This window comes from Parafrankia sp. FMc2 (assembly GCF_041008525.1).
In the GTDB taxonomy this organism is placed as follows: domain Bacteria; phylum Actinomycetota; class Actinomycetes; order Frankiales; family Frankiaceae; genus Parafrankia.
The window spans coordinates 1-3,104 of record NZ_JBFLUG010000306.1 but is presented as its reverse complement, the minus strand read 5'-3'; the positions used below and the strand labels follow the sequence as shown (position 1 = coordinate 3,104).

Genomic DNA, 3,104 nt, shown 5'->3' with positions numbered 1-3,104 from the left:
CAGGGCGTCCAGAACGACAGGGCGGCCATTCCTTTCGAGCCACCGTGCGGCAACCACCTGATCAGCCACACCCCGTCGTCCCGGGCATCCGGGGCACCAACCCCAGACACCTTCGACCTTAGGGAACTCCGATGAGCGTTGAACGGTCCGCTGATGCGCAGGGTCCGGGCCCGTCAGCCGGTCCGGACCTCCCGGAGCTGGGCGTGCGGGAGCTGGGCGTGCGGGAGCTGGGCGGACCCGACGCGGTACCAGCGCAATCGCGGGCACCGCGCGCCGACGGGGCGGAACTCGCCCACGGCGTCGTCGCAGCGATCGCCGGGCGCGCCGGCTACGCGGATCGTTGCGGGGAGCTGCCCGCGGCCGACCTCGACGATCTGCGCCAGGCGGGTCTGTTGGGGCTGCTCGTACCCCGGCGGTTCGGTGGTCACGGCGGCGGTTTCGCGCAGTGGGCCAATGCCGCGCGGGTACTCGCCGAAGCCAGCGGCTCGACCGCCCTGGCCCTGAACATGCATACCTCGGTCCTGGGCGCGCTGGTCGGGACTCCGGACGAGCTCGCCCGCGCGATGGGGGCGCCGGAGTCCTATTTCTCCGCGCGCGACCGGATGTTGGCTCAGGCCGCCGGCGGCTCGTTCATCGCCGTTGCCATGAGCGAACGGGGCGCCGGCTCACGCCTGTCCGCGCTGCGGACCTCCTACCGCCGTGAGGGCGACGGCTACCGGATCACCGGCCTCAAGTCCTTCTGCTCGGGTGCGTCGCACGCGGACGTCTACTTCGTCGCCGCGCGCGCAGCCGACGGCCATTCCGAAGGCGAACAGCCGGACGAAGACCACCTGGCGGCTGCGGCGGGCTCAGCGACGAGAGTCAGCCACTTTCTTGTTCCAGCCGGGAACGGTGTGACCGTCGAGCCCAACTGGGACACCCTCGGCATGCGGGGTACCGGCAGCCACGACCTGCGTCTGGACGTGTGGGTTCCGGCGGACGCGCTGGTCGGCGGGCTGGAGGGGCTGAGCCTGCTGATCGCGCAGATCATGCCGCAGTGGTTGGTGGCCTCCTACGCCGCCGTCTACGCCGGGGTCGGCCGAGCCACCTTCAACGCGGGAATCGAACACGCGCGAGGCCGGGCGGCAGCGGGGACACCGAAGGGCCTGGTCGGCCTTCCCGCCGTGCGGGCCCGTTTCGGTCACGCGGACGTCGCCCTCGCAGCGCTCGACGTCGTGATCGACGAGTGCGCCCGGCGGGTGGAGTCCGATCCCGGATCAGCGGAGACGAACCGGTGGGTATGGCGAGCGAAACTGCTCGCTGGGCAGACCGCGCAGGATGTGGCGGCCTCCGTCATCGAGGCGTGCGGGACCACGGTCACCCGCCGCGGCCACCCACTGGAACGGCTGTACCGGGACGCTCGGTGCGGATCTCTCCAACCCGCGACCACGGACGTGTGCGCGGACTGGTTGGGCCTCGCGGCGCTGGGAGGCGACCCGGACGCGGACGCAGACGTGGCCCGGTGGTGAGGGGGGCACAGACTCCCGACACGAGCAGGGATCCCGCGAGGAGCGCCGGGGCAGAGCCGGGCACGACAGCCGTGATCACCGGAATCGGGACAGCGTTTCCTGGGGTTTTCGACCAGCAGAGCCTGTGGGACGAGGTCTTCGACCGACGGTACCGAGGCGACCGGATGGCTCGCCGGATCTTCATGGGCTGCGGAGTCCGGACCCGGCACGGGGTGGTGGATCCGCGACGCGAGGACATCAGCGGCTGGTCGACAGCCACCCGGATGCTGCGCTACGTCGAGGACGCGCACCCCCTCGGCCTCCAGGCCGCCAGAGCCGCCCTGACGGACGCCGGACTGGACGCCGCCGACGTCGGGCTGTTCGTCGTCGTGTCGTGCACCGGTTACAGCACACCGGGTCTGGACATCCAGCTCGCGCGTGAGCTCGGTATGTCAGCGCAGGTACGGCGGCTGCTGATCGGGCACATGGGCTGCTACGCGGCGATCCCGGGGATGGGAACCGCCGCTGACTTCGTCCGGGCCCGCCGGCAACCCGCCCTCGTACTCTGCGTGGAACTCACCTCCCTGCACATCCAGCCGGACACTCCTGGACGAGACCTGGAACAGGTGGTCGCGCACGCCCTGTTCGGCGACGCCGCCGCGGCGATCGTGCTCCAGCCCGACGCCGAGCACGGTCTCGACGTCATCGACACCACGGCCGTGACCGCTCCAGCCAGCGAAGAACTGATGACCTGGCACGTCACCGACCACGGGTTCCGGATGGGGCTGTCTGCCAAGGTCCCCGTCGTCCTGGCGAACCACGTCGAAGAGGCCACCGCGGCACTGCTCGACCCCTTCGAACTCAAGCGGGCCGACGTCCAGGGATGGGCCGTGCACCCCGGCGGGCCACGCATCGTCGACGTCGTGGAGGAGCGACTGGGTCTGGACAGGGCGCAGACCGCCGCGACCCGCCAGATCCTCAGCTCCCGAGGTAACTGTTCGTCGGCTACCGTGCTGCTCGTCATCGAACAACTGCGCGACGGACTCGACATCGGCGGCACAGCAATCGCGATGGCGTTCGGTCCAGGTCTGACGCTCTGCATGGCCCTACTGCGGCGCAGATAACCCTCGTTCGCAACATCCGCCGCGGACACTACGAACTCGGCATCGACTCCGGCCCGCTGCTGCGGGTATCAGAAACCTTCGCCTCCGAGGCGGTGAATCCCGTCCGCAGCGGAGGTACTGACATCCGGATCATGCGGACCGCGCAGGCGCCGCTCACTGATATGTGGACGCAGAGCAGAGCGCCACACATGGTCGTCCCGTCACTCCGGCTCCACGTGTAACTCCAAGCGGGTGGTCGGCCGACAGCATCCGCGCGGTCTAATACCGATGCAACCTGACCGCCCGCCGCTGCAGGGGGCGGTCTCCTGCCACGATACTGGTCATCAGCCCAGGTCAGAGGCGCGCCCGGGCTCCGCTACCACAAGTCCGTGTCAAGGCTCCCCGAAAACCGACCCCGTGCGGGTCTCTGAATCTTGACCCCCTGCGTCTGGTTGATCAGTTGTGGTTGGGTCGGTCCTTGGTGAGGAGCTCGCGGCGGGCGCGGGTGCGGTAG

Annotated in this window: 2 protein-coding genes; both read left to right on the top strand. The window is 69.9% G+C overall.

Features of this window, described 5'->3' with window-relative positions:
* Positions 1 to 131: 131 nt before the first annotated feature.
* The gene (locus tag AB1460_RS36520) at positions 132 to 1,508 is read left to right on the top strand and encodes an acyl-CoA dehydrogenase family protein (RefSeq protein ID WP_368967068.1); all 1,377 of its coding nucleotides are present in this window, start codon (positions 132 to 134) and stop codon (positions 1,506 to 1,508) included.
* A 71-nt stretch (positions 1,509 to 1,579) separates the two neighbouring features.
* Positions 1,580 to 2,611, top strand: a complete 1,032-nt coding sequence (locus tag AB1460_RS36515; RefSeq protein ID WP_368967066.1) for a type III polyketide synthase — start codon at positions 1,580 to 1,582, stop codon at positions 2,609 to 2,611.
* Positions 2,612 to 3,104: the final 493 nt, after the last annotated feature.

Coding starts and splice junctions, on each gene's coding strand:
- AB1460_RS36520 (WP_368967068.1), top strand. CDS start 132: ATGAGCGTTGAACGGTCCGCTGATGCGCAGGGTCCGGGCCCGTCAGCC.